29 protein-coding genes and 1 pseudogene are annotated in these 26,508 nt (G+C 72.4%); 11 read left to right on the forward strand and 19 right to left on the reverse strand.

From position 1 onward, the window contains the following. Window positions 1-29 precede the first annotated feature (29 nt). From GE300_RS20540 to GE300_RS20560, 5 genes are all read right to left on the reverse strand, one after another. Window positions 30-1,388 carry a 3-deoxy-D-manno-octulosonic acid transferase gene (locus tag GE300_RS20540; RefSeq protein WP_325063343.1) on the reverse strand — a complete coding sequence of 453 codons (1,359 nt, stop codon included), beginning with the start codon at window positions 1,386-1,388 and terminating at the stop codon, window positions 30-32. A 14-nt stretch (window positions 1,389-1,402) separates the two neighbouring features. Next, the gene (locus tag GE300_RS20545) at window positions 1,403-1,645 is read right to left on the reverse strand and encodes a DUF4170 domain-containing protein (RefSeq protein ID WP_154449366.1); all 243 of its coding nucleotides are present in this window, start codon (window positions 1,643-1,645) and stop codon (window positions 1,403-1,405) included. A gap of 116 nt (window positions 1,646-1,761) precedes the next feature. Further along, entirely contained in the window at window positions 1,762-2,562 is an 801-nt protein-coding gene (locus GE300_RS20550) for an inositol monophosphatase family protein (protein ID WP_154449367.1), read from the reverse strand. Beyond that, window positions 2,549-3,892: a TldD/PmbA family protein gene (locus GE300_RS20555; RefSeq protein ID WP_154449368.1), complete on the reverse strand. Its 1,344-nt coding sequence runs from the start codon at window positions 3,890-3,892 to the stop codon at window positions 2,549-2,551. The genes GE300_RS20550 and GE300_RS20555 overlap by 14 nt, the downstream gene beginning before the upstream one ends. After that, window positions 3,889-4,158: a hypothetical protein gene (locus GE300_RS20560; protein WP_154449369.1), complete on the reverse strand. Its 270-nt coding sequence runs from the start codon at window positions 4,156-4,158 to the stop codon at window positions 3,889-3,891. Before GE300_RS20560 ends, GE300_RS20555 begins: the two co-directional genes overlap by 4 nt. 121 nt (window positions 4,159-4,279) lie before the next feature. On the opposite strand from GE300_RS20560, the gene GE300_RS20565 reads away from it, so the two are divergent. The 4 genes from GE300_RS20565 (at window position 4,280) to GE300_RS20580 (ending at window position 7,483) form a co-directional block, all read left to right on the forward strand. Then, on the forward strand, window positions 4,280-4,756 hold the full coding sequence (locus tag GE300_RS20565) for an acyl-CoA thioesterase (RefSeq protein ID WP_154449370.1): 477 nt from the start codon (window positions 4,280-4,282) through the stop codon (window positions 4,754-4,756). Between the two features lie 10 nt (window positions 4,757-4,766). Then, window positions 4,767-5,411, forward strand: coding sequence for a COG3650 family protein (locus tag GE300_RS20570; protein WP_154449371.1), 645 nt, complete (start codon window positions 4,767-4,769; stop codon window positions 5,409-5,411). Between the two features lie 255 nt (window positions 5,412-5,666). Next, window positions 5,667-6,674: a calcium-binding protein gene (locus GE300_RS20575; RefSeq protein WP_154449372.1), complete on the forward strand. Its 1,008-nt coding sequence runs from the start codon at window positions 5,667-5,669 to the stop codon at window positions 6,672-6,674. Between the two features lie 89 nt (window positions 6,675-6,763). Then, the gene (locus GE300_RS20580) at window positions 6,764-7,483 is read left to right on the forward strand and encodes a DUF924 family protein (protein ID WP_233417252.1); all 720 of its coding nucleotides are present in this window, start codon (window positions 6,764-6,766) and stop codon (window positions 7,481-7,483) included. 418 nt (window positions 7,484-7,901) lie between these two features. Here the strand turns inward: GE300_RS20580 and GE300_RS23795 are convergent. The 4 genes and pseudogenes from GE300_RS23795 to GE300_RS20600 form a co-directional block, all read right to left on the reverse strand. Further along, window positions 7,902-8,237: pseudogene (locus GE300_RS23795) on the reverse strand (prephenate dehydrogenase/arogenate dehydrogenase family protein); the annotation flags it as partial. A 154-nt stretch (window positions 8,238-8,391) separates the two neighbouring features. Continuing rightward, entirely contained in the window at window positions 8,392-8,796 is a 405-nt protein-coding gene (locus tag GE300_RS20590; protein ID WP_154449374.1) for a hypothetical protein, read from the reverse strand. 69 nt (window positions 8,797-8,865) lie between these two features. Further along, complete coding sequence (recQ, locus tag GE300_RS20595; RefSeq protein ID WP_154449375.1) at window positions 8,866-10,920, reverse strand: DNA helicase RecQ; 2,055 nt, start codon at window positions 10,918-10,920, stop codon at window positions 8,866-8,868. A 43-nt stretch (window positions 10,921-10,963) separates the two neighbouring features. Continuing rightward, window positions 10,964-11,335 (reverse strand): YciI family protein, encoded by a 372-nt coding sequence (locus GE300_RS20600; protein ID WP_154449376.1) that lies wholly within the window; start codon window positions 11,333-11,335, stop codon window positions 10,964-10,966. A 99-nt stretch (window positions 11,336-11,434) separates the two neighbouring features. Between GE300_RS20600 and GE300_RS20605 the strand changes: the two genes are divergently transcribed. After that, the gene (locus GE300_RS20605; RefSeq protein ID WP_233417253.1) at window positions 11,435-11,842 is read left to right on the forward strand and encodes a GNAT family N-acetyltransferase; all 408 of its coding nucleotides are present in this window, start codon (window positions 11,435-11,437) and stop codon (window positions 11,840-11,842) included. On the opposite strand, the gene rsmD is transcribed toward GE300_RS20605, so the two are convergent. Both rsmD and GE300_RS20615 read right to left on the reverse strand, forming a co-directional pair. Next, complete coding sequence (gene rsmD, locus GE300_RS20610; RefSeq protein ID WP_154449378.1) at window positions 11,839-12,396, reverse strand: 16S rRNA (guanine(966)-N(2))-methyltransferase RsmD; 558 nt, start codon at window positions 12,394-12,396, stop codon at window positions 11,839-11,841. The genes GE300_RS20605 and rsmD overlap by 4 nt on opposite strands. Next, entirely contained in the window at window positions 12,396-13,613 is a 1,218-nt protein-coding gene (locus GE300_RS20615; RefSeq protein ID WP_154449379.1) for an NAD(P)/FAD-dependent oxidoreductase, read from the reverse strand. The genes rsmD and GE300_RS20615 overlap by 1 nt, the downstream gene beginning before the upstream one ends. 78 nt (window positions 13,614-13,691) lie before the next feature. On the opposite strand from GE300_RS20615, the gene GE300_RS20620 reads away from it, so the two are divergent. After that, entirely contained in the window at window positions 13,692-14,180 is a 489-nt protein-coding gene (locus GE300_RS20620; protein ID WP_154449380.1) for a peroxiredoxin, read from the forward strand. A 4-nt stretch (window positions 14,181-14,184) separates the two neighbouring features. On the opposite strand, the gene GE300_RS20625 is transcribed toward GE300_RS20620, so the two are convergent. The 4 genes from GE300_RS20625 to GE300_RS20640 all read right to left on the reverse strand — a co-directional run bounded on the left by GE300_RS20625 (window position 14,185) and on the right by GE300_RS20640 (window position 17,007). Further along, entirely contained in the window at window positions 14,185-14,481 is a 297-nt protein-coding gene (locus GE300_RS20625) for a 4a-hydroxytetrahydrobiopterin dehydratase (protein ID WP_154449381.1), read from the reverse strand. Beyond that, entirely contained in the window at window positions 14,481-15,653 is a 1,173-nt protein-coding gene (locus GE300_RS20630; protein ID WP_154449382.1) for a GNAT family N-acetyltransferase, read from the reverse strand. The genes GE300_RS20625 and GE300_RS20630 overlap by 1 nt, the downstream gene beginning before the upstream one ends. Window positions 15,654-15,761: 108 nt before the next feature. Further along, complete coding sequence (locus GE300_RS20635; protein ID WP_154449383.1) at window positions 15,762-16,550, reverse strand: glycerophosphodiester phosphodiesterase family protein; 789 nt, start codon at window positions 16,548-16,550, stop codon at window positions 15,762-15,764. Continuing rightward, a complete protein-coding gene (locus GE300_RS20640; protein ID WP_154449384.1) occupies window positions 16,543-17,007 on the reverse strand; it encodes a RidA family protein in 465 nt (154 codons plus the stop codon). Before GE300_RS20640 ends, GE300_RS20635 begins: the two co-directional genes overlap by 8 nt. Window positions 17,008-17,139: 132 nt before the next feature. On the opposite strand from GE300_RS20640, the gene sseA reads away from it, so the two are divergent. Genes sseA through GE300_RS20665 form a run of 5 tightly spaced genes read left to right on the forward strand, consistent with a single transcriptional unit; the run spans window position 17,140 to window position 21,359 of the window. Further along, on the forward strand, window positions 17,140-17,991 hold the full coding sequence (gene sseA / locus GE300_RS20645) for a 3-mercaptopyruvate sulfurtransferase (RefSeq protein ID WP_154449385.1): 852 nt from the start codon (window positions 17,140-17,142) through the stop codon (window positions 17,989-17,991). Next, entirely contained in the window at window positions 17,988-18,533 is a 546-nt protein-coding gene (locus GE300_RS20650; RefSeq protein WP_233417254.1) for a GNAT family N-acetyltransferase, read from the forward strand. Before sseA ends, GE300_RS20650 begins: the two co-directional genes overlap by 4 nt. Then, a complete protein-coding gene (locus GE300_RS20655; RefSeq protein WP_154449387.1) occupies window positions 18,533-19,711 on the forward strand; it encodes an amino acid aminotransferase in 1,179 nt (392 codons plus the stop codon). Before GE300_RS20650 ends, GE300_RS20655 begins: the two co-directional genes overlap by 1 nt. Before the next feature lie 3 nt (window positions 19,712-19,714). Next, window positions 19,715-20,626: an ornithine cyclodeaminase family protein gene (locus GE300_RS20660; protein ID WP_154449388.1), complete on the forward strand. Its 912-nt coding sequence runs from the start codon at window positions 19,715-19,717 to the stop codon at window positions 20,624-20,626. Window positions 20,627-20,672: 46 nt separating this feature from the next. Next, window positions 20,673-21,359, forward strand: a complete 687-nt coding sequence (locus tag GE300_RS20665) for an FkbM family methyltransferase (protein ID WP_233417255.1) — start codon at window positions 20,673-20,675, stop codon at window positions 21,357-21,359. Between the two features lie 24 nt (window positions 21,360-21,383). On the opposite strand, the gene GE300_RS20670 is transcribed toward GE300_RS20665, so the two are convergent. The 4 genes from GE300_RS20670 to GE300_RS20685 form a co-directional block, all read right to left on the reverse strand. Then, the gene (locus GE300_RS20670) at window positions 21,384-24,062 is read right to left on the reverse strand and encodes an ATP-binding protein (protein WP_154449390.1); all 2,679 of its coding nucleotides are present in this window, start codon (window positions 24,060-24,062) and stop codon (window positions 21,384-21,386) included. Between the two features lie 3 nt (window positions 24,063-24,065). Then, window positions 24,066-24,353: a hypothetical protein gene (locus GE300_RS20675; protein WP_154449391.1), complete on the reverse strand. Its 288-nt coding sequence runs from the start codon at window positions 24,351-24,353 to the stop codon at window positions 24,066-24,068. After that, entirely contained in the window at window positions 24,350-24,715 is a 366-nt protein-coding gene (locus tag GE300_RS20680) for a response regulator transcription factor (RefSeq protein ID WP_325063344.1), read from the reverse strand. The genes GE300_RS20675 and GE300_RS20680 overlap by 4 nt, the downstream gene beginning before the upstream one ends. Before the next feature lie 92 nt (window positions 24,716-24,807). Beyond that, complete coding sequence (locus tag GE300_RS20685) at window positions 24,808-26,160, reverse strand: helix-turn-helix transcriptional regulator (RefSeq protein WP_154449393.1); 1,353 nt, start codon at window positions 26,158-26,160, stop codon at window positions 24,808-24,810. Window positions 26,161-26,508: the final 348 nt, after the last annotated feature.

A 26,508-nucleotide genomic window follows, 5' to 3' on the forward strand; every position in this document is an offset into this window, starting at 1 on the left:
CGGCCGCGCCCAGTGCGCCGGTGCCCGCATCAGCCGGCGCCGGCGGCTTCGGGGTCGGTCCGGGCGCCGGTCCCGGGCGCACCGGGCGCGGACGCCGGCGCCGGCGCCGGCGCCGGCGGCAGGTGCCGCTCGATCACCGCCAGCACCCGCCGGGTGACATCGGCGCCCTCCGAGGACACCGACCAGGCGGCGGTGGCCAGCGCCGCGGCGCGGTCCGGCGGCAGCGTCTCGGCCAACTTCGCGCCCAGCTCGCCCGGATGCGGCACCAGCACCGCCGCGCCGGCGCGGCGGAAGCGGGTGTAGGCGGTCTCGAAGTTCTGGATGAACGGTCCGGTCAGGATCGCCGAGCCCAGCAGCGCCGGCTCGAACGGGTTGTGCCCGCCGACATCGACCAGCGAGCCGCCGATGAAGCTGACCGACGCGATCCGGTACCACAGCCCCATCTCGCCCAGCGTGTCGGCAAGGTAGATGTCGGTGTTGCGGTCCGGCTTGCCGCCCTCCGAGCGCACCGCCACGGTCCAGCCCTCGGCGCGCAGGTCGCTGGCGATCCTCGGCCCGCGCTCGGGGTGGCGCGGCGCCAGGATCAGCAGCAGCCCGGGGACGCTGCGCCGCGCCTCGCGGTGCGCGCGCGACACCATCTCCTCTTCGCCCTCGTGGGTCGAGGCCGCCAGCCACACGGTGCGCCCGGCCAGCGTCTTGACCAGCGTCTTCAGCGCGTTCGGCTCGTGCGGCAGCGGCTGCGCGGTGTCCTTCAGGCTGCCGGTGACCTCGACCCGGCCGGGCGGCGCGCCCAGCGCCAGCAGCCGCTCGGCCTGGGCGTCGTCCTGCGCCAGGATCGCGTCGAACCGGCCCAGCAGCGCCGCGCCGTAGGCGCCCAGCCGGCCCATGCGCCGCGCCGAGCGCGCCGACATCCGGGCGTTGATCAGCAACGCCGGAATGCCGCGCGCGCGGGTCGCGACCAGCAGCCGCGGCCACAGCTCGCTCTCGGTCCAGACCGCCAGGTCGGGGCGCCAGTGCGCCAGGAAGCGCCGCACCGCGGGGCCGGTGTCGACCGGCACATACTGGTGGAACGCGCGCGCCGGCAGCCGTTCGGCGATCAGCTCGGCCGAGGTGCGGGTGCCGGTGGTGATCATCACCCGCAGGTCCGGCTGCGCCTGCAGCAGGGTCTCGACCAGCGCCAGCAGCGACACCGATTCGCCGACCGAGGCGGCGTGGAACCACGCCAGCCGCCCCTCGGGCCGCGGCATCGCCGGCCGGCCCAGCCGCTCGTGCAGCCGGTCCGGGTCCTCCTTGCCGCGCGACAGCCGCCGGCGCAGCACGCCGCGCACGAACGGCGGCGCCAGTTCCGACGCGGCCAGCACCAGCGCCAGGGCCAGCGAGCGCGGCACCGGCGCGGTCCCGCTCAGCCCAGCTCCTCGGTCGGCGAGGCCGCCTTCTCCTCGTCGCGCAGCCGGTGCAGGTGGGCGATGAAATAGCGGGTGTGGGCGTCGTCCACGGTGGCCTGGGCCTTCGATTTCCAGGCGTCGTAGGCGCTGGCGTAGTCCGGGAAGATGCCGACGATGTCGATCGCCTCGACATCGCGGAACGCGGACTTGCCGGGATCGACGAGCTCGCCGCCGAAGACGAGATGCAGGCGCTGGGTCATGGGATGCTCCCTTGGGGCCGGGTGATTGTCGCGCACCCTAGCCATTGCCGGCAACGGGTCAAGCGCACCGGCAAGCCGACGCCTGCGCGCCGCCCGCGTTCCCGCCCCGCCGGGTCTCAGGCGACGCCGCGCAGCGCCAGCAGCCGGCGGTGCAGTGCCGGCGGCGCGGCGATGCAGCCGGCCTGCCGTGGCCGTGCAGTGGCGAACACCGGCGCGGCGCCGGCGGCGTCGGTCACCGTGCCGCCGGCCTCGCGCACGATCAGCGTGCCGGCGGCCAGATCCCAGTCCCAGCTGTCGCGGAACGTGGCCAGCGCGTCGTAGCGCCCCTCGGCGACCAGGCACATCCGGTAGGCCAGCGACGGGCGGTAGCCGCGCTCGGCGGTCGGCACCCCGCGCGGCCAGTGCTCGGGCAGCAGCGAGGGCCGCGTCGCCAGGATCCGCGAGGCCGCCGGCTCGGCCGCGGCCGAGACCCGGATCGCGGCGCCGTTCAGGCTCGCGCCGCCGCCGCGCGCGGCCGCGAAAAGCCGGTCCTGCGCGGGCAGGTACACCACCGCCGCGGTGACCGCGCCGCGCTCGACCACCGCCAGCGCGTGCGAGAACGCGCTGGTGCCCGCCAGAAAGGCGCGGGTGCCGTCGATCGGGTCGACCACGAACACCCGCGCGCGCTGCAGCCGCGCGGCGTCGTCGGGGCTTTCCTCGGACAGCCAGCCGTAGTCCGGGCGCGCCGCGCGCAGCACCGCGGCCAGCGCGGCGTCGACCTCCAGGTCGGCCTCGGACACCGGGCCGGCGCCGCCGGGCTTGTCCCAGGCCCGCGGCGCGGCGCGGAAATGGCGCATCGCGATCGGCCCGGCGATGCGGGCGGCCCGCACCAGCAGCGCCAGGTCGTCCGCCGTCGCGGCGGCGTCAGCCCCCGGCAACCGTCAGGCCCTCGACCAGCAGCGAGGGGATCACCCGGCTCAGGTGCGCGCGGGCGTCGTCGGCGGCGCGCAGCGTCTTCAGCATCGCCGGCAGGTGGCCGGCGATGGTGCATTCGTTGACCGGCTCGGCGATCTCGCCGCCCCGCACCCAGAAGCCGGACGCGCCGCGCGAATAATCCCCGGTGTTCGGGTTGATCGAGCTGCCCATCATCGCGGTCACCAGCAGCCCCTCGCCCATGTCCCTCAGCAGGCTGTCGCGGCCGGTCTGCGGCCCGGTCAGGCGCAGGTTCCCGGCCGCCGGGCTGGGCGGGCCGCCGGTGCCGCGCACGGCGTTGGCGGTGCTCTGCAGCCCCAGCTTGCGGGCATTCGCCAGGTCCAGGATCCAGCGCAGCAGCACGCCGTCCCCGACCAGCGGGCGGGTGGCGGTCGGCAGCCCCTCGCCGTCGAACGGTTTCGAGCCGCCGACCCGCGCCCGGTGCGGCTCCTCGACCAGGCCGAACCCCTCGGGCAGTACCTGTTCGCCCATCAGCGCCTTGGCCCAGCTGGTGCCGCGGGCGATGGCGGCGCCGTTCACCGCCGACAGCAGGTGCCCGATCAGCGCCAAGCTGACGCGCTCGTCGAACAGCACCGGAAAGGCGCCGGTCTTCGGCTGTTTCGCGCCGCGCCGCGCCAGCGTGCGCTCGGCGGCCAGCGCGCCGACCTCCTCGGGGGTCGGCATGTCCTCGGCATGGGTGCGCGATTCCACCGCGTAGTCGCGCTCCATCGCCAGCCCCTCGCCGGCGATGGCGACGCAGGCCACGGAATGGCTGGTGCGGGTGTAGCCGCCCGAGAAGCCGTTGCTCGCCATCAGCCGGATCGAGGTCCGGCTGTAGTCCGCCCCGGCGGTCGAGACCTGGCTGATCCCCCGCGCCGCCAGCGCCGCGGCCTCGGCCGCGCGCGCCGCCTCGGCCAGCGCCGCCGGCTCGGGGGCCGCGCCGCTATCCTCCAGGTCCAGCGCCGCCAGGTCCCAGTCGCGCGCCAGCTGGTCCGGGTCGGCCAGCCCGCAGTACGGATCCTCGGGCGCCTCGCGGGCCATGGCCACGGCGCGCGCGGCCATCGCCGCGATCGCCGCCTCGCGGGTGTCGCTGATCGACACGCTGGCCTGCCGCCGGCCGACCAGCACGCGCAGCCCCAGATCGGTGCCCTCGGCGCGCTCGGCCTGTTCCAGCGCGCCGTTGCGGATCTCCATCGAGATGCCGTCGCCGCGCACCGCGACCACGTCGGCGGCCTCGGCGCCCGCCTTGGTGGCGGCCAGCAGCGCGGCCTTCGCCAGTCCCTCAAGATCGCTCATGCCATCACCCTCGGCCAAATCGCATGTCCCGGTAGCCCCGGCGCCGGCGGCATCACACCGCGCGGCGTCGGCATCGCGGCCGCCGACCATTGCCGGCCCGGCGCGGTCCCGGCGCAGACGGGCAGCCCGTGGAACGCCCGGATCAGCGCCGGCGGCACCGCGGCGACGACCGCCGCGACGAAGGCCGCCCGACCGCGCATGGCGCGGATCGCGACGGCAAGCACGACGGCAGGCACGGCGGCAAGCACGGCGGGTGTCGGTGTCATCGGCAGGGATCCTTCGGCGATGCGGCGTGCCCGGAACCTATGTCTCCACCCGGCCGACGGCAACCGCGCTTGAGTGCCGCGCCGCAACCGCCTAGCCTGTGGCGGACGCAAGGGGCCGACCATGACGCCAGACACCGACGCGCCGCGCGGCGCGCTGACGCTGCAGACGCTCGCCATGCCGGCGGACACCAACGCCAACGGCGACATCTTCGGCGGCTGGCTGATGGCGCAGATGGATCTGGGCTCGTCGGTGCTGGCGCGCACCCGCGCCCGCGGCCGGGTCGCCACCGTCGCGGTCGAGGCGATGACCTTCCACCGCCCGGTGCGGGTCGGCGACGTGGTCTCGATCTACTCGCGGATGCTGCGCGCGGGCACCACCTCGATGCAGATCGCCACCGAGGTCTGGGTCACCCGCCAGCCCGACGCCCGCCTGGTCAAGGTCACCGAGGCGACCTTCGTGTTCGTCGCCGTCAGCGACACCGGCGACAAGCGCCGCCTGCCCGAGCCCCTGCCCGACACAGTCCCCGATCCCCTGCCCGATCCCCCGTCCGATCCCCTGTCCGATCCCCTGTCCGACCCCCTGTCCGACCCCGACTGAAGAGGCCCCGATGCTCCGCACCCTGCCCGCCCTGCTGCTGCTGCTGCTCCTGCTGCCCGCCCTGGTCCCCGCGGCGCGGGCGCAGGCGCCAACCCTGCCCGCGCTGCACGACGTCACCGGCGTCACCGCGCCGGATGTGCTGAACGTGCGCGAGAATCCGCGCGCCAGCGCCGGCGTGCTGGGCGCGCTGCCGGCAGACGCCACCGGCATCGAGGTGGTGGCGCTGTCCGACAGCGGCGACTGGGGCCGCATCAACCTGGGCGAGCGCAGCGGCTGGGTGTCGATGCGCTACCTGGTGCCGGCGCCGGGGGCCGACGGGCAGGCGCTGGTCTTCGACCGGCCGTTGCGCTGCGTCGGCACCGAACCGTTCTGGAGCCTCGCCTCGGACGGCACCGCGCTGAGCTGGAGCCGGCCCGGCGCCGAGCCGCTGCCGGTCGAGCCGCAGCTGACCGCCCGCGCCGCCGGCCGCCCGGCCTATCGCGACGCGCTCGACGCGCTGATCGACGGCCAGGACCGGCTGACCGCGGTGGTGCGCAGCGCCGCCTGCTCGGACGGCATGTCCGACACCGCCTACGGCCTGTCGGTCGACGCGCTGGTGCAGGACGCGGACGGCGGCCGGCTGCTGACCGGCTGCTGCACGATCGCGCCGCAGTAGCGCCACCGGTCCAGCCTTCCAGACATCGTAGATACCGAATGTCCGGTCGCCCGCCGCACGAAAAGGCGGACCCCGACGCCGGGCGGCGGCCTGCCGGCGTCTAATTCTCCGCCGCGGCCCAGTATTGCAATCCGGCAAAGCAAGTTGTCCGACCCGGTTTTTCTGCCTAAGCTTCCCGCTCGCGGTACTTGCGCATGCCCCACCCGTGCGCGGCGACGACGAAACCGAAGCTGAAAACTGGGCGAGGGGATCCACATGGGCAAGCCGGTCAAGGACGACACCAAGGGCAACGGCAAGGGCGGCGACGGCAACCCCGGCAAGGGCGGCGGCAAGCCGTCCAAGGACAACGTCATCGACGGCACCGCCAACGCCGACTTCCTGGACAGCGGCACCGACGGGACCGACGTGGTCACCGGCAGCGACGGCAGCGACTGGATCTATACCTTCGCCGGCGACGACATGATCGACGCCGGCGGCGGCGACGACCTGATTGTGCCGGGCATCGGCAACGACACGATCGAGGGCGGCGACGGCATCGACACGGTGATCTACGACTTCGCGATCGACAGCTACACGATCACCACCGCGGGCACCACCGCCGGCGCGACCACCACCGTCAGCTACAGCGTCGGCGGCGACAGCTACACCGACACGCTGACCGGGGTCGAGAGCATCATCATCAACCAGCAGACGGCCGGCGGCGCGGCCGGCTCCACGGTGACCTTCGACAATCTGGGCGTGGACTACGGGCTGTACCAGGCCGACACCGCGCTCGGCCCGGCCGAGGTGATCCTGACCGGCAGCGGCCTCTACGTGCTGGCGACGGTGCTCGACACCACCGGTTTCTTCCCCGTCGGCGGCGTCGAGGACGCCGGCACCCGGGTGGTCGACCACGATACCGACGGCGACTCCGAGTTCCGCATCTCGAACGACGCGGCGGCGTCCGGCCTGTCGGAGGAGGTCAACATCCAGTCGTCCTTCGATCTCGGCTTCGCGGTCACCGGCTTCACCCTCGAGGATCTGGACCACGCCACCGAGCAGGTGCTGCTGTCGCTGGTGCAGGACGATCCGGTCGGCGGCGACTACAACGACCCGACGGTGTGGGTCTACGACATCACCGCGCTGGACGCCGACCAGGACGGGGTGTTCACCGCCGCCGAGCTGGCGGCGGATCCGAACCTGGACCTGACCGACATCGACCAGTTCATCCTCGAGACCAGCGACGGCGGCACCTTCTACCTGGACGATCTGCCCATCGCCTGAGGCGGCGGCGCCGAAAATACAGGGCTGACTGACGGGCGGCGGCCATGCCGCCCGGCCCCGGTTCCGGGGCGCGCGCTTGGGAGACGGAAATGGGCGGCGACTACGACCCGGAAACGGTGCTGGAGTTCTGGTTCCCGGACGACGGTCACTGGACCGACCGCGCCGCGCACGGCGCGTTCTGGGACAGCCGGATGCAGGGCGGCATGGACGCCGCGATCATCGCGCGCTTCGCCGACCTGACGCTGGCGGCCGCGACCGGCCGGCTGGAGCACTGGGCCGACACTGCCCGCGGCCGGCTGGCGCTGCTGATCGCGCTGGACCAGTTCCCGCGCTCGCTGTGGCGCGACACCCCGGCGGCGTTCGCGCAGGACATCAGGGCGGCGCGGCTGGCGTTGCAAGGCATCGAGAACGGCCATTACGTCGCCCTCGCGTCGTGGGAACAGGCGTTCCACATCATCGCGCTGGGCCATTGCGAGGGGCCGGACCACCTGGCGCGGCTGGACCTGGCGCGCGGCATCGCCACGGGCATCGCCGCGCGGCTGCAGCCGCCGCTCGAGGACATGGGCGCCGGTTTCCTGCGCCAGACCGACCGGGTGCGCGGCATCATCGCCCGCTTCGGCCGGCATCCGCACCGCAACCCGGTGCTGGGCCGGCCCTCGTCGCCCGAGGAAGCGGCCTATATCGCCACCGGCGACTTCTCGCTAGTCCGCAAGGTCGCGCAGATGGTCGCGCCCCCTGAGCCGCCCCCTGAGCCGCCCCCAGACCTGCCCGCAGACCCGCCCCCCGAGCCGCCCCCAGCCCCGGCATAGGCGCGCTCAGCCCGGCGGGCGCGGCGCCAGCGCCCGCAGCAGCCAGTCCCGCGCCTCGTCGACATGGGCGTTGCGTGCGGTGATCGCCTCGAACAGCTCCGGCGTGTCCTGCGCCACCATCTCGAACGCCGCCAGCATCGCGTCGAAGCTGCGCGTGGTGATCTCCGGGCGCGCCCGCTGCAGGAACGCGCGCCAGCAGGTGCGTCAGCCCCTGCGACACCGCCGCCTTGCGGTCGTGCGCCTCGGGCGTGGTCACCGCCACCCGCAGCCCGGCCCGGCGCAGCGCCGCCGCGATCCGGCGCCAGCCATCGCCGCGCACCGGGCACAGCACGCAGGTCAGGCCCGGCTGATCCGCGCTCTGCGGGCCGAACATCGGATGCGTGCCCAGGATCTGCGCGTGCGCCGGCAGGATCCGGCGCATCAGCGCCACCGGCTCGACCTTGACCGAGCCGACGTCCGCCACCAGCGCCCCCGGCCGCAGGTGCGGCGCGATCCGTCGCAGGCAGTCCTCCAGCCGCTGCACCGGCACGGCGCAGATCACGATGTCGCAGCCGGCGACGCGCTCGGGCGGGGCGGGGATCACGCCCGCGGGCGCCGGGGCGGCGTGGTCGTGACCCAGCACCCGCGCCGCCGGCGAAAGCCGCGCGGCCAGCAGCCGCCCGAAGGCGCCGAGGCCGAAGATGCCGATGGTGGTCTGTCCCGTCATGGCGAAAAGTCCCGGTGGGGGCGTGCCAGGGGCAGGGGGTGAGGACATTCCGACCGCTGGCAGCGCAGCGGTGGAAGGGGTGTCAGGTCACGACCGGTCCGCTGCGTAAGGGCGCAGCGGGTAATAGGAAACGAACGGGGCGTGCATCCTGATCATGCGACCGGAATAGCGCCGGCCGGCGCGGCGCGCAAGCGTGGCGCGGTCACGGCCAGCCGGGCGGGACGGCGTCCGGCGGCTGCGGCCTGCACCCGAACGGCACGAAGGTGCTGGCCATGCCCGCGTTCATCGTCATCAGCGTCAGCATGTCGGCCAGCGCCAGCTCCTGCGGCGTTTCCGGGCAGACGTGCCCCTGCGTCGTGCAGCCCGAGCGGATGAAATCTTCATTCCGGCGCAGGAACTCGGGCCGCAGCCCGTCGCGGCCGCGCAGCGCCAGCGCGTCGTCGACGGCGTCGCGGTAAAGCGCGCATTTCCGCGCGCTCCAGGTCTCGGCCGCCACCGGCTCGGCCTGCGGCAGCAGCGGGGGGACGGCAAGCAGGATCACGGGCAGAATGGCGCGCCCGAGCCGGGCCGGAAACACCGGAACGCGCGGGATCAACGAAGTTTTCATATTCATTTCAGGATTAGAATCAAGTTGTTAAGGGGGTTTCCACGGTGAAATCCCTGGATATTAGGCCGGTCAGCCCTCGGCCAGCACCGCCAGGAAGGCGGCGCCGAAGCGGGCCGCCTTCTTCTCGGTCATGCCCGGAACCGCCGCCAGCGCGGCGGCGTCGGCAGGGCGCTGGGCGGCGATCTTGGCCAGCGTGCCGGTGCCGCATTCCAGATACGCCTCCAGCCCGCTTTCGCCGCGCACCAGCGCCGCCTGCGCTTCCTGCAGCCGGTCGAACACCGCCCCCGCCGCCGCGCCGTTCATCTTCCGACGGGCGGGGTGCTGCGGCGCCGGCGCGGCGCCGGTGATCACCTCGAGGAAGGTCGCGCCGAACCGGTCCAGCTTCTTGTCGCCGACCCCGGGCACGCCGCGCATGTCGTCCAGGCTGGTCGGCCGGCGGCTGGCCATCTCGATCAGCGTGCGGTCCGGGAAGATGACGTAGGCGGGCACCTTCGCCTCCTCGGCCAGCGCGCGGCGCCGGGCCTTCAGCGCGGCGAACAGCGGCGCGTCCTCGTCGTCGACCATCGCCCTGGCCTGCGGCCGCTCGCCGCCGGCGGCGGCGCGGGTCATCGCGTCCTTGCGCAGCATCAGCCCGGTTTCACCGCGCAACAGCGGCCGCGCCTTTTCCGTCAGCCGCAGCGCGCCGTGCCGGGCGGCGTCGGGCCGCAGGTGGTCAAGCCCCATCAGCTGGCGGAAGATCACCTGCCACTCGCCCTTGGAGAACTCCTGCCCGACGCCGAAGGTCGGCAGCCGGTCGTGGCCGCGGTCCCTGACCTTCTGCGTCGGCGTGCCGCGCAGGATGTCGATCAGATGCCCGGCGCCGAAGCTCTCGCCGGTGCGCAGCACCGCCGAGAACGCCTTCTGCGCCGCAACCGTCGCATCGTGGGTTTCGGGCTTCTCGTCGCAGATGTCGCAGGCCCCGCAGTCGCCCTCGGGGCTTTCGCCGAAATAGGACAGCAGCGCCCGGCGGCGGCACCAGGGCGTCTCGGCCAGCCCCAGCAGCGCGTTCAGCCGGCCGTGGTCGGCCTCCTTCCGCTCGGCCGGGGCGAGGCCCTCGTCGACCTGGGCGCGGCGCAGGCGGATGTCGTCGGGGCCGTAAAGGGTCAGCGTCTCGGCCGGGTCGCCATCGCGGCCCGCGCGGCCGATCTCCTGGTAGTAGGCCTCGATCGACTTCGGCAGGTCGGCGTGCGCGACATAGCGGATGTCGGGCTTGTCGACGCCCATGCCGAAGGCCACCGTGGCGCAGACGATCAGCCCGTCCTCGCGCTGGAACCGGGTCTCGGCCAGGCGGCGGGCGTCAGGGTCCATCCCGGCGTGATAGGCCAGCGCCGTGTGCCCCGCCTTGTTCAGCGCGTCGGCCAGGGTTTCGGTCCGCGCCCGCGAGGCGCAGTAGACGATGCCCGACTGCCCCTTGCGGGCGTCGACGAAGCGCAGCAGCTGCTCGCGCGGCTTGTCCTTGGGGCGGAAGGCGAGGTGCAGGTTCGGCCGGTCGAAGCCGCGCAGGAACACCTGCGGCGGCGCGCCGAACAGGCGCTGGGTGATCTCTTCGCGGGTTTCCTCGTCGGCGGTCGCGGTGAATGCCGCCAGCTGCACCCCCAGCCGGGCGCGCAGCTTGCCGATCTCCAGGTAATCCGGCCGGAAGTCGTGGCCCCACTGGCTGACGCAGTGCGCCTCGTCGACGGCGATCAGCGTCGGCTTCACCCGCTCAAGCAGGCGGGCGGTGCCGGCGCGGGCCAGCCGCTCGGGCGCCATGTAGAGCAGTTTCAGCCTGCCGTCGTCGAGCGCCCGGAAGATCTCCTCGGTCTCCTCGGCGTCCGAGGCCGAGGTCAGCGCGCCCGCCGCCACCCCGGCCTCGCGCAGGGCGCGGACCTGGTCGCGCATCAGCGCGATCAGCGGGCTGACGACCAGGGTGACGCCATCCCGTGCAAGGGCAGGCAGTTGATAACACAGGCTTTTCCCGCCGCCCGTGGGCATGATCGCCAGCACGTCGCGGCCGTCGCACACCGCCTGGACGATGTCCTGCTGGCCGGGGCGGAAGCTGTCGAAGCCGAAGACCGAGGAAAGAAGCGCGGCGGGATCCTGCATGGCACGTCTGTTAGCGCAACGGAACGCGCCGCGCCAGCGCCCGTCAGTCGAAGAGTTCGGCGAAATCCTCTGCCTCGTAGAGCGGGCGAATCTCGATCTCCGACGGGCCGGGCATCGGGTTGGGGCAGCGCTTGACCCAGGCCACCGCCTCGTCCATGTCCCTGACCTCCCACAGCCAGTAGCCGGCGACGAGTTCCTTGGTCTCGGCGAAGGGGCCGTCGATCACCGTGCGCCCGTCGCCGTCGAAGGCCACCCGCTTGCCCTGCGCCGAGGGCTTGAGCCCGTCGCCCGCCTGCATGATCCCGGCCGCGGTCAGTTCCTCGTTGAACCTGCCCATCGCCTCGATCAGTTCCTTCGACGGCAGAACGCCGTCCTCGCTGTCCTTCGTCGCCTTCACGAAAACCATGACACGCATGTCGTCCCTCCCTCGGTTTCGGGTGTACTGTGGTGGAGACGGATGGGGAGGGGAAGCGCCGACATCCGCGGGCGAATTTTCCGCGAAAGGGGGCAGTGCATGGCCGAGATCGTCAGGATCACGCCGGACACCGCCGGACTGCTGGGCCGGGTGGCGGACGAGGTGTTCGACCACGCCATTGACCCGGCGCGGCTGGCGACGTACCTGGCCACGCCCGAGGTGGTGCTGTTCGTCGCCGTCGCCGACGGTCAGGTGGTCGCGCAGGGGCGCGGCGTGGCGATCCCGAACCCCGACGGCCCGCCGGTGATGTTCCTCGAAAACCTCGGCACCAGCCCGGATTACCGGCGGCAGGGTCTTGCGACGCGGCTGCTGCAAGCGGTGCGTGACTGGGGCCGGGCGCAGGGCTGCCGGGAGTTCTGGGTCGCGACCGAGACCGAAAACGCCGGCGCCGTGGCGTTCTACCGCACGCTGGGCCTGCGCGAGACGCCGCTGCTGATGTACGACTAGTCCGCCACCAGCAGCCGGATCGCGGTGTCGCCATAGGCGCGCGCGTCGTGCAGCGTCAGCCAGTCGGGCACCGCGACCGCGCCGCGTTCCTCCCAGACCACCAGCGCGCCGGGGGCGATCCAGCCGCCCGCGCGGGCCGAGGCCAGGGCGCGCTCGCCCAGGCCCTTGCCGTAGGGCGGGTCCAGGAACACCAGCGTGTAGGGCGCGGCGCGGTTCTCGCCCAGGCGGGTGGCGTCGCGGCGGTAGAGCCTGGTCTGGCCGATCACCCGCAGCCGGTCGATGTTCTCGCGGATCAGGGCGCGGGCCTTGGCGCCCTCGTCGACGAACAGCACCCGCTCGGCGCCGCGGGACAGCGCCTCGAGGCCCAGCGCGCCGGTGCCGGCGAACAGGTCCAGCACGCGCGCGCCGGCGATGTCCGGATAGTCGCCGTGGGCCAGCAGGTTGAACAGGCTTTCGCGCACGCGGTCGGTGGTGGGGCGCAGATGCGCCGCCGGGTCGCCCTTGCCGACGCCCGCCAGCGCGGTGCCGCGGTGCTTGCCGCCGATGATCCGCATCAGCCCGCCGACATCACCTTGAGGTCCGCCGCCGGGTCGGCGATGCGCGCGGGATCGGGCGAGACGCCGGCCTCGATCCAGCGCTTGCCCAGCATGTAGGCGCGCGGCTCGTTCATCGCGTCGACCGCCAGCAGCCGGTCGCCGCGGAAGTACCAGACCGACAGCGCGCCGGGGCGGCTGCCGGGGCGGGTGACGACCCGGTCGTAGCCGGTGTTCAGCCCGGCGATCTGCAGCTTGACGTCGTACTGGTCGGACCAGAACCACGGCCGCGCCACATAGCCCGAGGGCTGGCCCAGCATCGCCCGCGCCACCACCTCGGCCTGGTCGATGGCGTTGGGCACCGATTCTAGCCGCACGCGGGTATCGCGGTAGGGGAAGCTGGTGCAGTCTCCGGCGGCATAGATGTCCGGGTCCGAGGTGCGGCCGTGGGCGTCGACGCGGATGCCGTTCTCGGTCTCCAGCCCCGCGGCCTCGGCCAGCCAGGTCTCGGGCTCGATGCCGATGCCGGCGACCACGAAGTCGACGTCCAGCGCGGTGCCGTCGGTCAGCCGGGCCTGGGTGACGCGGCCGTCGGTGCCGGTCAGCAGTTCCAGCCCGACGCCCTCGCGCAGGTCGACGCCGTGGCCGGCGTGCAGGTCGCGGAAGAAGCGCGCGGTCTCGGCCGCGGCGACGCGGCACAGGATGCGGTCGGACATCTCGATCAGGGTGACCTTCAGGCCGCGGGCGGCGGCGACGGCGGCGGCTTCGAGGCCGATGTAGCCGCCGCCGACGATCAGCGCGCGGCGGCCGGCGGCGAACTCGGGCGCCATGCGGTCGACGTCGGCCAGGTCGCGCACCGTGTAGACGCCCTGCAGCGAGCCGCCGAGCCCCGGCGGCAGCCGCCGCGGGCGCGAGCCCAGGCACAGCGCCAGCTTGTCGTAGGGCACCGGCGCGCCGCCGGCCAGGTGGATCTGGCGCGCCTGCCGGTCGATGCCGGTGACCCTTGTGCCGGTGCGCAGGGCGATGTCATTCTCGGCGTAGAACGACAGCGGGCGCAGGAACAGCCGCTCGGGCGCCATTTCGCCCAGCAGGTATTTCTTCGACAGCGGCGGGCGCTGGTACGGCGGGTGCGGTTCGGCCCCGATCAGCGTCAGCGGACCGTCGTGGCCGCCGGTGCGCAGCTTCTCGACCAGGGTGGCGCCGGCCTGCCCGGCCCCCACGACGACGATTCCGGACATCGACACGCCCCCTTTGTTTTCGCGCCCCCACCCTATATTGCGCAGGTGAACCCGTTTCCAACCCCAAAGGACATGCGCATGACGATCAGCGTCGGAGACCGCCTGCCGCAGGCGACCTTCCTCACACTCGGCCCCGACGGACCCGAGGAGGTGACCGCCGAGCGGTTTTTCGGTGCCGGCCGCGCCGTGCTGATCGGCATGCCGGGGGCGTTCACCGGCACCTGCTCCAGCGCGCACCTGCCGTCGGTCGTCGCGGCGATGGAGCAGATCCGCGCCCGGGGCGTGGACCGGGTGGCGGTGGTCACGGTGAACGATCCGTTCGTTCTGGACGCGTGGTCGCGCGCGCACGGCGCCGCCGAGGCCGGGGTCACCATGCTGGCGGACGCCGATGCCGCGTTCACCAGGGCGATGGGGCTGGTGTTCAGCGCGCCGCAGCGCGGCCTGATCGACCGCTCGGTGCGCTATGCCGCAATCATCGACGACGGTGTGGTCACTGAGCTGGACGTCGAGCAGGGCCGCGGCACCTGCGACATGACCGGCGGCGCCGCGATCCTGGCGAAGCTGTGAGCGGTCAGCCGGCGCGGGCGTCCATCGCGTGCGCCAGCGCCACGTCGCGCGCGGTCAGCCCGTTCGCGTCATGGCTGGTCAGCACCACCGTCACCCGGTTGTAGACATTGCTCCATTCCGGGTGGTGGTTCGCCTTGTCGGCCTCGATCGCGATGCTGGTCATCCAGCCGAAGGCGGCAGCGAAGTCCTTGAACCTGAATTCCTTCCGGATCGCGTCGCGGTCCTCGACCAGGGTCCAGCCGCTGGCCAGCAGCGGGTCCAGCTGCGCGCGGCGCTCGGCGTCGGTCATGGGGTTCGGCATCATTCCTCCTGTGTCTTGCGGAAGGGGCCGTAGCTGGTCAGCACCTCGATCTCCTCGTCCACCGCGGCGCGCTCGGCGTCGAGGTACTCCTGCACCGCACGGGCGAAGCCGGGATCGGCGATCCAGTGCAGCGAGTGCGTCGCCACCGGCAGATAGCCCCGCGCCAGCTTGTGCTCGCCCTGGGCGCCGGCCTCGACCCGGGCCATGCCGCGGGCGATGGCGTAGTCGATGGCCTGATAGTAGCACGCTTCGAAGTGCAGGCAGGGGTGGTCTTCCAGGCAGCCCCAGTAGCGGCCGTACAGCGTCTCGCGGCCGATGAAGTTCAGCGCCCCGGCGACCGGGCGGCCGGGGCGCTCGGCCAGCACCATCATCATCAGCTCGGGGAAGCGCTGGTGGGCGATGTCGAAGAAGGCGCGGGTCAGGTACGGATGCCCCCACTTGCGCGCGCCGGTGTCCTGGTAGAAGGCCCAGAACGCGTCCCAGTGCGCGGGTTCGAACTGCGCGCCGGTGATCTGCCGGATGGTGCCGCCGAACGCCTGCGCGGTGCGGCGTTCCTTGCGGATCGTCTTGCGCTTGCGCGACGACAGCGCGGCCAGGAACGCGTCGAAACCGGCATAGTCGCGGTTGAACCAGTGGAACTGCTGGCCGGTGCGCTGCATCAGGCCCATCGCCGCGCCCAGCTCGGCCTCGTCGTCGGTGCAGAAGGTGACGTGGACCGAGGACAGGCCGTGCTGCTCGGCCAGCTGGACCGCGCCCTGCGTCAGCGCCGCCATGCCGGCGGTCTCCCACCCGGGCCGGGTCAGGAAACGGCGGCCGCTTGCCGGGGTGAACGGCACCGCGCCCTGCAGCTTGGGATAGTAGCGCCCGCCGGCGCGTTCGTAGGCGTGCGCCCAGCTGTGGTCGAACACGTACTCGCCCTGGCTGTGGCCCTTGGCATAGAGCGGCATCACGGCGATGGCCTCGCCCTCGATCCGGGCGACCAGGTGGCGGGGCTGCCAGCCGGTGCCGGGCCCGACCGAGCCGGACTCCTCGAACGCCGACAGCACCCGGTGGGTGGTGAACGGGTCCGGCGGCCAGCCGCCGCCGGGGTTGGCGCAGGCGTCCCAGTCGCCGGGCGCGATCTGGTCCAGCGCGGACAGCACGGTGATCTCGATCTGTGCGGAATCGTCCATTCGTCCAGTCGTGCGGTCCGATCGTGTTCGGCAGGCGAGCTGTGGTCCGGGCGCCCGCCTACCACATGGGCGCGATCCGGTGCGGGTCAATGCGCCGCACGCGCGGCGTCAGTGCGCGGGCGTGTAGCCCTCGAAGGTGATGTTGTCGGCGATCCGGCGGGCGGTCTGCTCCTGCCCGGAATCGCGGATTGTCCAGCACAGCACCGGCACGCCGCGCGCCTTCAGCGCCCGGACCGGGGCGCGGTCGAGCGCCTGCCAGCCGCACGAGACGAAACAGGCGCCGGTGCGGTCGAAATCCCCGATCCCGGCCAGCCGCCGGCGCCGCGCGGCGGGTACCGCGGCCCAGTCGTCCTCGTCGAAGGCATCGCAGGTCAGCCCGCGCGGCACGTCCGGCAGCGCCTGCGCCAGCGCCGCGACGCTATCGGGGTTGAACGACATCACCGCAAGCGGTCCGCGGTAGTCGCGCAGCGCCTCGGCGGTGGCGTCCTCGAGCGGGCCGATACCCTGCGGACCCAGATCGCCGCTCTGGTCCTTGACCTCGATCAGCAGCGGCACCCGCCCGGCGACCAGGTCCAGCACCTGCGCCAGGGTCGGGATGCCCGCGCCCTCGGGGTCGGTGTTGCCGGTCAGGCCGATGCCGCCCAGCTCGGCCGCGGTTCGGGTGCGGATCGGGCCGGTCCGATCGGTCAGGCGGTCCAGCGTGTAGTCGTGGAACACCATCGCCGCGCCGTCGGCGCTGGGCTGCAGGTCGATCTCGATGCCGAAGCCCTCGGCCACCGCGGCGGCGACCGCGGCGCAGGAGTTCTCGATTCGCCCGGCTTCGGCGTCGTGCAGGCCGCGGTGGGCGACCGGCACCGACAGGAAGTCGTCGGGCAGGGGTCGGGCCGGGTCAGGCAAGGCGGAAGATCCCCTCGACCTCGACCTGCACGCCCCGCGGCAGCGAGCTGGAGCCGACCGCGGCGCGGGCGTGCTGGCCCTTGTCGCCGAACACCTCGGCCATCAGCAGCGAGGCGCCGTTGATGACCTGCGGATGCTCGGTGAAACCGGGCGCGGCGTTGACGAATCCGGTCAGCTTGACCACCTGCGCGACCCGGTCCAGATCGCCGCCGGCGGCGTTCTTCAGCTGCGCCAGCAGCGCCAGGCCGCAGCAGCGGGCGCTGTGCTGCGCCTCCTCGACGCCGATGCCGTTTCCGACCGTGCCGGTGCGCAGGCCGTCCGCATCCATCGCGATCTGCCCCGAGACGAACACCAGATCGCCGCTGACGACGTAGGGAACATAGGCGGCGGCGGGGGCTGGCGCGTCGGGCAGGGTGATGCCCAGTTCCGAAAGGCGGGCGTCGATTGTGCCGGGCATGGAATCCTCCGATCCGAAGAGTCGCCGCGACCATAGCCCAAGCCGGTTGCCGTGCAAGCGCCGCGTCGGCTTGCATTGCCGCCGGGGCAGCGGTATCCCCGCCAAAGACCCGCCCGGCCGGAGGTTTGCCACATGCCCGACAGCGACCCGCAGCTTCTGGTTTCGACCGAGTGGCTGGACCGTCATCTTGGGGCACCCGATCTGCGGGTGCTGGACGCCAGCTGGTACCTGCCCGCCGAGGGCCGCGACGGCCGCGCCGAATACGCGCGGCAGCACATCCCCGGCGCGCGCTATTTCGACATCGACGAGATTTCCGACGCCAGATCGCAACTGCCGCACATGGCGCCGCCGGTCGAGAAGTTCATCAGCCGGATGCGCGCCATGGGCATCGGCGACGGCCACAAGGTGGTGGTCTACGATGGCACCGGGCTGTTCAGCGCGGCGCGGGTGTGGTGGCTGTTCCGCCTGTTCGGCAAGACCGACGTCGCGGTGCTGGACGGCGGCCTGCCGAAATGGCTAGCCGAGGGCCGCGCGGTCGAGGCCGATCCGCCGGCGCTGCGCGACCGCCATTTCACCGCGCGCCGCGACGCCAGCATGGTGAAGGACGTGACCCAGGTCGCCGCCGCCGCCAAGCTGGGCGACTGGCAGATCGTCGACGCGCGCTCGCCCGGGCGGTTCAGCGGCGCCGAGAAAGAGGCCCGTCCGGGCCTGCGCTCGGGGCACATTCCGGGCTCGAGGAACGTGTACTACAAGGATCTGCTGAACCGCGACGGCACGATGAAGGAGCCCGGCGCCCTGCGCGGCATCTTCGAGGCCGCCGGGGTGGACCTGTCGCAGCCGGTGATCACCACCTGCGGCTCGGGCGTCACCGCCGCGATCCTGAGCCTGGCGCTGGAGCGGATGGGCCACCGGCAGCATGCGCTCTATGACGGGTCGTGGTCGGAATGGGGCCTTTACGGCGATCTGAAGGTCGAGACCGGATGAGCGATGCTGCGCGGCGCGAGGTCGAGGTGACCATCACCTATCTCGAGATGGCCGCCCGCCCCGCGTTCGACCGGCCCAGCCTGCCGCCGGGTCCGCCCTCGGCGCTGATCGCGGCGGACCGACCGCCGGTGTGGTACTTCCTGGCGCTCTATGACGCGGTGGGGCGGGACTATCACTGGACCGACCGCTTCCGGCAGGAGCGCGCCGAGGTGCGCGGCTGGATCCACGACCCGGCGGTGACGCTGTACACGCTGATGCGCGACGGCTGGCCGGCGGGGTTCTTCGTGCTCGACACGACCGGCGCGGGCACCTGCGAGCTGGCCTATTTCGGGCTGGTGCCCGAGGCGGTGGGCAGCGGCCTGGGCAAGTACCTGCTGAAGACCGCCGTGCACCTGGGCTGGGACCGGCCCGGTGTCGAGAAGCTGACGGTCGAGACCTGCACGCTCGACCACCCGCGCGCGCTGGGACTGTACCAGAGCTGCGGGTTCACCCCCGTGGCGCAGGCGCTCAAGACGCGCGCCATAGACGAACAGGACAGATGATGCTGAAAGACCTGACCCCGCAGCCCGCCGACAAGATCATGGCGCTGATGGCGCTCTACAAGGCCGACCCCCGCGAGGACAAGGTCGATCTGGGCGTCGGCGTCTACAAGGACCCGACCGGGGCGACCCCGGTGATGCGCGCCGTCAAGGCCGCCGAGATGCGGTTGGTCGAGACGCAGGCGACCAAGTCCTACCAGGGCCTGCTTGGCGATCTCGGCTTCGTGGACGCGATGCGCGCGCTGGTGCTGGGCGACGCGGTTCCGGCCGAGCGCACCGTCGGCGCGCAGTGCCCCGGCGGCACCGGCGCGATCCGGCAACTACTGGAGTTGGTCCGGATGGCCCGGCCCGGCGCGAGGGTCTGGTACTCCGAGCCGACCTGGCCGAACCATCCGGCGATGGTCAAGCACCTGGGGATGAACGCCGCCACCTACCGCTATTTCGACGACGCCACCGGCGGCGTCGATTTCGACGGCATGATGGAGGATCTGAAGGGCATCGGCCCGGATGATGTGGTGATCGTGCACGGTTGCTGCCACAACCCGACCGGCGCCAATCTGGACGCCGCCCAGTGGCAGGCGCTGACCGATCTGTTCGTCGCCTCGGGCGCGGTGCCGTTCATCGACTTTGCCTATCAGGGCTTCGGTGACGGTCTGGACGCGGACGCCGCCGGCGTGCGCGGTCTGGCCGCCAGGGTGCCGCAGATGCTGATGGCGGCGAGCTGCTCGAAGAACTTCGGCCTGTACCGCGACCGCGTCGGGCTGGCGCTGGTGCTGGCCGAGGACGCGGCGACCGCCGAGCTGACCAAGGGCGCGATCTCGAAGCTGAACCGGGTGAACTTCTCGTTCCCGCCGGATCATGGCGCCAAGGTGGTCGAGATCATCCTGAACGATCCCGATCTGCGCGCCGACTGGCAGGCCGAGCTGGAGGAGATGCGCCTGCGGATGCTGGATCTGCGCAAGTCGCTGGCCGAGGCGCTGCGCAAGGCGACGAACGCGGACACGTTCGATTTCGTCGCCGAGCATCGGGGCATGTTCAGCCGCCTGGGCCTGCCGCCCGAGCAGGTGCGGAAGCTGCGTGAGGAAACCGGCATCTACCTGGTGGGCGACAGCCGCTTCAACGTCGCCGGCCTGCCCGCCGACCGCTTGGACGAGCTGGCCGCCGCGATCGCCAAGGGCTGAGCCTTGCGCGTCATCACCGCCGCCGACGCCGAGGGCCGGCTGGACTGGCTGGCCCTGTCCGACGCACTGGCTGAGGGGCATCTCGGAGCCAAGGCCGAACTGGGCGATCAGTTCCTGACCCGGGGCGGCGACACGCTGCTGTCCCGCGCCGCCTGGATCGACGGGCAGGGCGTGGCGGTGAAATCCGTCACCGTGCTGCCCGGGAACCCGGCGCAGGGCCTGCCCAGCGTCAATGGCGCGATGCTGCTGTTCGAGGACCGGACCGGCCAGCTAGAGGCGGTGATCGACAGCGAGCTCGTGACCAAGTGGAAGACGGCGGGCGACAGCCTGCTGGGTGCGCGGCTGCTGGCGCGCAAGGATGCCGGCCGGTTGCTGATCGTCGGCGCAGGCGCGGTGGCGCGCTCGCTGGTCGCGGCGTATCGCGCCGGCTTTCCGGGTATCGCGGTCACGATCTGGAACCGCTCGGAGGACAAGGCGTGGGCGCTGGCGGACGAGTTCGGGCTGGAGCCGGCCGGGGATCTGGCGACCGCCGTCCCGCGGGCGGACATCGTCGCCTGCTGCACGATGGCCCGGACCCCGGTGCTGCGGGGCGAGTGGCTGCGCCCCGGCCAGCACGTCGACCTGATCGGCGCGTTCACCGCCGACATGCGCGAGGCCGACGACGCCGCGCTGCGCCGGGCGCGGATCTTCGTCGACAGCCGCGACACCACGCTCGACCACATCGGAGAGCTGAAGATCCCGCTGGCCGAGGGCGCGATCGGCCGCGCCGACGTGCTGGGCGACCTGTACGATCTGGTCGCGGGCGGGGCAGGCCGCGAAAGCGATACCGAGATCACGCTTTTCAAGAACGGCGGCGGCGCGCATCTGGACCTGATGACCGGGCGCTACATCCTGTCGGCCCTGGCGACGCCCTGACCGCCGAAGGCGCATGCGCCGACCCCTCCAACCGCAGGAGCAGACGATGACCGACGCCGACAACGCCCCGCGGAACGTCTACGGGCGCTACTGCGTGCCGGAAGGGCTGGAACAGCGGCCCGCGGCCCGCGCGGTCCTGTCCGGAGAGGTCTACGAGCCCGACACGCTCGACTACATGCGCAGCCACGCCGGCGCCGGCGACATCATCCATGCCGGCACGTTCTTCGGCGACTTCCTTCCGGCGCTGTCCTCGGCGCTGGCGCCGGGCGCGCTGCTGTGGGCGTTCGAGGCGAACCCGGCCAGCCACGGCGCCGCCGTGCGCACGGCGGAACTGAACGATCTGGGCAATCTTCGCCTGCGGCACGCCGCGCTCAGTTCGGGTTCCGGGACGCTGCTGTTCCGCACCCGGGACAGGCACGGCAAGCCGCTCGGCGGATGCTCTCAGGTCGTCTCACGGGACGGACCCGGCGTCGAGAAGGTGACCGCCGTGGCGCTGGACGACGCGGTGCCCGCGGACCGGCGGATCTCGATCCTGCAGCTCGACCTGGAGGGGCACGAGAAGCCGGCGCTGCTGGGCGCGCGGCGGATCCTGCGCGAGCACCGGCCGGTCCTGATCCTCGAGCGGGTGCGCCGCGCCTTCTGGCTGCGCCGGCAGTTCGCAGGCCTTGGCTACCGGCGTGTCGGCCGGGTGCACAACAACTTCATCTTCGAGGCCAGGCCGCAGGCGTCCTGAGCCTCCCGCCGGCGCCGCGACGGGTCACTCGGCCGCGCGGCGTCCCTCGGTGCCGGCGGCGCGCAGCAGCGTCAGCCGGAACCGGGCGCCGCGGTCGCAAGGCATGATCGTCAGATCGCCGCCCAGGTTGCGCATGATCTCGCGGCTGATCGGCAGGCCGAGGCCGGCGCTGCCGGCCAGGGTCATGTCCTCGAGGCGCGAGAACTTCTCGAACACGCGGCTCCAGTCGGCGGGGTCGATGCCCGGGCCGTTGTCGATCACCTCGACATGCACGCGGTCCGCGTCGGTTTCGGCGCGGATGGTGATCTGCGGCGTCGCGCCCTTGCCGTATTTCACCGCGTTCGAGATCAGGTTGATCAGCACCTGCGCCAGCCGGTCGAAATCGGCGGCGACGCGGGCGTCCATGTGCGCCGGCGCGACCCGCAGCGCGACGCCCTGCGACTTGCACAGCCCCTCGGTCGAGGTGACCGCGCTCTGCACCACGTCGCCCAGCGTCAGGTCGGCCAGCTTCAGCCGCGCCTGGCCGCTTTCCAGGAAGCTGAGGTCGAGGATCTCGTCCAGCAGCCGGGTCAGGCGCTGGCTTTCCTCGTGGATGATGGCGACGAAACGCTGCACGTCGGCCTGCTCCAGCCCCTGCTGGTCGCGCAGGATCTCGGCGAACGAGCGGATCGAGGTCATCGGCGTGCGCAGCTCGTGGCTGACCTGGCTGAGGAAGGCATCCTTCTGCGCGCTCAGCTCGCGCAGGCGGTCGTTGGCGCTGCGCAGCTCGGCGGCGGTGCGCGCCAGCTCGTGCGACTTGCGTTCCAGCTCCTGGCTGTATTCGACGATCTGCGCGGTCTCGTCGGCCATGCGCAGCAGCTCGTCCACCGAGATCTGCCCGCCGCGGGTGATCTGGCTGACCATCGCGTGCGCCGAGGCCGCGCCGACCGAGCCCGCCAGCTCGCGCTCGACCCGCGCGATCAGGCGGTCGTCGGCGACCGGCAGCGTGGCGGGGGTGCCCTGCTGGTCGGCGGCGTCGGCGAACAGCTTGTGCGCGGGCGCGGTGCCGAGGATCCGCTGCGCCAGCGTGAACAGGTCCTCGGACGTGGCCGAGCGCTGCAGCACCGGCGCGCCGGCCTGGCGGAACACGTCGACGAACTGCGCGCCCTGCACCCGCTCCAGCGGTCGCGGCGCGGTCAGCAGCGACACGGTGACGAAGGCCAGCGCGTTCAGCGACACCGACCAGAACACCGAATGCACCAGCGGATCGCTCGAGCGCAGCCCGAACAGCGTGTGCGGGCGCAGCGCGTCGATGCCGAACGGGCCATCGCGGATCACCGCCTCGGACAGAAGGAAGCTGCCCCCGAAGCTGGGCAGGAACAGCGTGTAGAGCCAGATCGCGAAGCCCAGGCAGATGCCGGCCAAAGCCCCCCAGCGGTTCGCGCCGCGCCAGTAGATGCCGCCGATCAGGCTGGGCAGGATCTGCGCCGCGCCGGCGAACGCGATCAGCCCGATCGAGGCCAGCGCCGCCGAGCCGCCGGTCAGCACGAAATACAGGTATCCCAGCCCGACGATCAGCGCGATCGAGATCCGGCGGCTGGTCAGCACCACCTGCCGCACGTCGCCGCTGGCCTGGGAATGCTCGCGGTCGAGGCTCAGCCAGACCGGCACCGCGATGTGGTTCGAGATCATCGTCGACAGCGCGATCGCCGAGACGATCACCATCGACGTCGCCGCCGAGAAGCCGCCGAGGAACGACAGCAGCGTCAGCCAGGGCTGGCCCTGGCTCAGCGGCACCGTCAGCACATAGAGGTCCGGGTTCGCCCCCACCGGCAGCAGCGCCCGGCCGGTGACCGCGATCGGCAGCACGAACAGCGAGATCAGCAGCATGTAGGCTGGGAACGCCCAGGCCGCCGTGGTCAGGTGCCGCTCGTCGGCGTTCTCGACGATCATCACCTGGAACATGCGCGGCAGGCAGATCACGGCGGTGGCCGACAGGAAGGTCAGCGTGACCCAGCGCGGGGTGAAGATGTTCTCGGACAGCAGCGCCGGCGGGATCCGGGCGAACACCTCGGACGGGCCGCCGTTCAGCCCCCAGACCACGAAGATGCCGACGCAGACCAGCGCGACCAGCTTGACCACCGCCTCGACGGCGATCGCCGAGACCACGCCGAAGTGCTGTTCGTTCGCGTCGATGGTGCGGGTGCCGAACAGGATCGCGAACACCGCCAGCCCCAGCGCGAACCACATCCCCATCACCGGGGCCGAGACCGCAGTGCCCGCCAGCACCGACAGCGACAGCGTCATCGACTGCAGCTGCAGCGCGATGTACGGCGTCGAGCCGGTCACCGCCAGCAGCGTCACCACCACCCCGAGCGAGCCGCTCTTGCCGTAGCGCGAGGAGATCAGGTCGGCGATCGAGGTGATGCGCTGCACCCGGCCGATTCGCACCAGCTTGCGCAGCAGGAAGTACCAGCCGAACATCACCAGCGACGGGCCCAGATAGATGGTGACGTATTCCAGCCCGCTGCGCGCCGCCGAACCGACGGCGCCGTAGAACGTCCAGGCGGTGCAGTAGACCGACAGCGACAGCGTGTAGACCAGCGGCGAGCGCAGCCAGCCGTGGCGCCCCGCCCTGGCGCGGCGCTCGGCCCAGAACGCGATCAGGAACAGGACCAGCGTGTAGGCCAGGGAGACGGCGATCAGCGCGTTGATCGACAGCATCGCTCAGCTCCCGCCGGCAGCGGGGTCCTTCGGCTCGGGGTGCGGCCGCTCGTCGGCGGGCGGCAGACGCCGGGTCAGCCGGAACGTCAGCAGGATCAGCCCGCCCCAGACCGCGAAGATCCAGACGAACACCGCAGGCAGCCCCAGGATCCGGCCGCTTCCGGCGAAGATGTTCAGAACCGGCGACACCAGCAGCAGCACCCCCAGCGCCGGAACCGCCAGCGCCGCGTCCTCGCGCTTGCGCCGGATCAGCGCGCGTTCGGCCAGGTCGGGCGGTGCCGGCGGCTTCATGCCCCGGCCAGCCCGCGCACGGTCTCGACCACCTCGGCGTTCGAGAACGGCTTGGTCATGAAGGCGGTGACCCCCAGCGCCTCGGCGGTCAGCCGGTCCTGCGCCTGCCCCTTCGCGGTCAGCATCAGCACCGGCGGCGCGGTGCCGCCGCCCGCGCGCAGGTCGCGCAGGATGTCGAAGCCGCTGCGGTTGGGCAGCATCACGTCCAGGATCACCACATCCGCCGCCAGGTCCCGCAACCGGTCCAGCGCCTTGGCGCCGTCGTTCTCCACCGCCACGTCGAAGCCCTCGCGCGTCAGCAGGAAGCGCAGTGCGTCGGCGATGTTCGGCTCGTCCTCGATTATCAGAACCCGTTGGGTCACGTTCTCTCCCCGGATGGCGGGCGCCATCGCCTTTTTTTGCGGCGATCTTAAAGACAGGTCCGCGCGGCTGTCACGGCAATAATGTTGCCGGGTCACCGCAGCAGCTGCGGCTGCGCCCGGGCCGGACAGTCGCCGCGCGTGCAGATCCGGCAGCTGGTGCCGACCGCCAGCGCCGGCCGGGCCGCGGCGGCGGTCGCGAACGGCGACTCGCGCTCGGCCACGATCAGCATCGCCGCCTCCGGATCCGGCACCTCTCCCAGCGCCGGCGGGCGGCGCGGGGCGGCGTGGCTGAGAGTGACGAAGGGCCGGCCAGTGTCGTGCTCGATCCGCTCCAGCAGCACGACGCCGGGCCGTGCGAAGGTCTGGAACAGCGGCCACAGCGGGCAGGCGTTGCCGTGCCGCGGCAGCGCGAAGTCCGGCAGCGGCCGGCGCAGCAGCGGATAGCCCGACGCGGTGACCACGATCAGCCCGAAGGACGGCGCCTCGATCCACGGACGGCGCAGCACGGCCAGGCGCCGGAACACCGCCGGCACCCCTTGCCCGAACTCCGCCGCCAGCGCCTGCGGGTTCCAGCCCAGCCGCGCCGCCGCGTCGGCGAAATGGCGCAGCGGCATGGCGTGGGCATCGGCGGCATAGGCGGTCAGATGCGCACGGACCAGGCTGCGCGCGGCGACGGGCAGGTCGGCGGTCTCGGCGGCCATGATGTCCTCGACCAGACCGGAGATGCGCTGCGCGGCGACCGGAGCGGGAAACGCCGCCGCGGTCTCGGCCTCGCGGTCGATGGGGTCGAAATGGTAGCCGTGCCGCCGCAGGAAATGGTCCAGCATCTCCTCGGCGGTGGCGGCGCTTTCGGGGCTTTCCGCCGCCGCCCCGAGGTATTCGGCCAGTGCCTGCGCGGCCTCGGACAGGCGCACGCTCTCGGCGTCGATGCCGTGGTGGAAGCGGCGCTGCTGGAGCGCGGGGATGTCGTCGATCCGGGCGAGGATGCCGGCGGTCGAGCGGATCGCGGTGATCTGGCTGAGCATCGCGTGGATCGTCTCGGACAGGAACGGGTCGTGCGCCAGCCGGTCGGACAGCGCCCGGATCGCCGCGTGCTGGTCGCGCACCTGCCGGTTCAGCATCAGCACGAATTCGGCCCAGCCGGGGAACCGGCCGGCCAGCGCCTCGGCGGTGTCGGCATCGGCGGGCGCGCCCGGATGCTCCGCCACCGCCGCGCGCAGGTCGGCGATCAGGGTCGGACTGCCGCCCTCGGCCAGATCCGAGGGCCGGGTGCGCAGCGCCGCGGCGATCGCGTTCAGCACCCGGCCGCCGATGCGGCGACGGTTGTGCTCGATCAGGTTCAGATACGATGGCGAGATTCCCGACGCCTTGGCCAGCGCCGCCTGGGTCATCCCCGCCCGCAGACGCGCCTCGCGGATGCGGCTGCCGGCAAGCGATGCGGCCAAGGCGTCCTCCGTCGACAGGGATTTGCAAGTGTTACTGTCTCGACTTTACCGGAAAACATCGACTTCGCAAATACTTGACAAGCCGTTGACAGGACCGGGTGGCAGAGCCTGCCGGATCGGGCGGCGGTTCTTGCACCCGGCCGCCGGGCGCGGGAGAATGCCGGAAATACCGCCGTCGCCGGCAGGGACGGCGACGCAGACACGCGAGGGGAGAAATGACCGAACGAATCGTCCAGCCGCCCGAGGCACTGGTGGCCACCGCCCATGTCAACGCCGCGGACTACGAGCGCCTGTACCGGGCGTCGGTGGAGGATCCCGATGGGTTCTGGGGCGGGCAGGCGGCGCTGC

Origin of the sequence: Halovulum marinum (assembly GCF_009697225.1) — a bacterium.
In the GTDB taxonomy this organism is placed as follows: Bacteria; Pseudomonadota; Alphaproteobacteria; order Rhodobacterales; family Rhodobacteraceae; genus Halovulum; species Halovulum marinum.